General features: G+C 39.3%; 3 protein-coding genes. All 3 read right to left on the bottom strand.

Annotation, left to right across the window (positions count from 1 at the left end; genetic code table 11):
• Positions 1-107 precede the first annotated feature (107 nt).
• On the bottom strand, positions 108-482 hold the full coding sequence (locus BZG14_RS15245) for a hypothetical protein (RefSeq protein WP_077609154.1): 375 nt from the start codon (positions 480-482) through the stop codon (positions 108-110).
• Between the two features lie 258 nt (positions 483-740).
• Positions 741-1,382 (bottom strand): hypothetical protein, encoded by a 642-nt coding sequence (locus BZG14_RS15240; RefSeq protein ID WP_131825212.1) that lies wholly within the window; start codon positions 1,380-1,382, stop codon positions 741-743.
• 53 nt (positions 1,383-1,435) lie between these two features.
• Positions 1,436-1,745: integrase core domain-containing protein (locus BZG14_RS15235; RefSeq protein ID WP_158011768.1), on the bottom strand; the 310-nt coding region annotated here is incomplete at its 5' end.

Here is a 1,745-nt window from a genome sequence, read left to right as displayed (position 1 = left end):
ACCCAAAACATCTTATCACTCCCTTTTAATTAACTACTTTTAACCTTATTCCAATAGTGGTTTTTCGATTCCATCACGCACCAAAGCCAGAATCTACTAACTTCGTTTTATCCTGATACCTCAGTCGCTTTTTCCATTTTTAATGCCATAGCGAGGCTGATAACTGAAATGACGATCAAACACAAAAGCCCCCATGCTACACTTGATCCGGCTTGTAACAAAAATAATATGGAAATTGCAGATGAAATTGATGACGAGATAATTGAAAACTGTCTATTTGAGATGCTTGAACTATACGCATATGCTGCAGAACTCAGGAGTAATAAGTAAGCAATCCCTCCAACATGATGGCCTGCTTGGTACATCTCCATCCCCAAAAACTTCCCGCCCATAAAATTACTCATATTGACATATACCCAAGGCATGAACCAAAAAATAACCCCTGCCACTCCCAATAAGACTCCTTTGGTTTTTCTATTCATTAAACATCTCCTTTTATTATGGTTGAAAACATAACGAATGACATGCATCCCCTTTTGAGGATCTAACAGACTTGCGTGTGGCGGTTAATATTCGCCAAGCACCACTTTGTATCCGCTTATTTCTAGGCTGCGTTCGCGCTGAAAAAAGTGCCAGACGCAGCGCCTATCTATGCGCATTTAAACTATTTACTTAATAAAGAAACGGGCTTGTTCAGCACCCAAATAAAGTGTCGACTGCGCGACACTTATTCTTATTTGTTATCTTTTTTTGTAGTATTTATTTTTACAGTTTTTCAACTGTATTTTCTTGATCAATCTTGGCGTGCCAAATACGGCCAAAACGAAGAGAAAAAAAATAATCAACAATTCTTCGTATATACCAGTTAGTAAGCTATAGCTTTGTAGTTTACTCACAAGTTTACTGTCTAAGAGTAAAGTAGAAAGCCCACCCCAAATGACAAGAGCAGCTAGACCAATAGTGGTTATTGATATTGAACGCGTGTCAGCCTCTAATTTTACCCTTTCCCAATCATGCTTGAGTAGTGTGCAAATCTGCTTTTCCAAGCATTGAAAGTAGATATATTGTGGGTTTTTACAAAGTTTATTAAGCAACGTTAAAATATCTCGGTCCAAGGATTCTGATGCCACATTATTCAAGTTCAGCTTAAGCAAAGTAGCTAATTTTCGGGTTTTCTGAATATGGAAATCATGCAAACGAGATGCATGAACTGCATCACRTAAGTCACCCATTATTACTTTAATATTTTCACGCCATTTTCGACGCTCATCCGTAACGTATTTTAACGTAACATTGTCTTCATGGGACTTTCGGGTAAACAGCATAGTAAAAAATGCAGCTACTCCGCCAGAGCCCAAGACGGCAAGTACAATATCTTCCACCAATGTATCCTCAAAAATATGATGTTGATCCACTTTAACGGACACGCCTTTTGTTAAGTACATTGTTTTTCAAACGCTATCGGCGACATATAGCCAATGCTACTGTGTAACCGTGTTCGATTATAAAAGTACTGAATATATTTTCTGAGCTTCTCTCGTAAGTGACTTAAGTTAGCAATCGGTGCATCTTTGATTAACTCGCCCTTAAGCGATTTAAAGAACGACTCGACTTCTGCATTATCCGTGCATTTCCCTGGCCGATTCATGCTCTGCTCAATACCGTGTTCCGCCAGTAAATGTCGCACCCTATCCGCACAATACTCGCGCCCTCTGTCTGTATGAAATAGCAGCCCCCGTTTAGGC

This window comes from Salinivibrio sp. IB282, assembly GCF_001995685.1.
Classification (GTDB): Bacteria; Pseudomonadota; Gammaproteobacteria; order Enterobacterales; family Vibrionaceae; genus Salinivibrio; species Salinivibrio kushneri.
The sequence above is the reverse complement of the archived record's forward strand: the minus strand, read 5'-3'. Positions and strand labels throughout refer to the sequence as shown.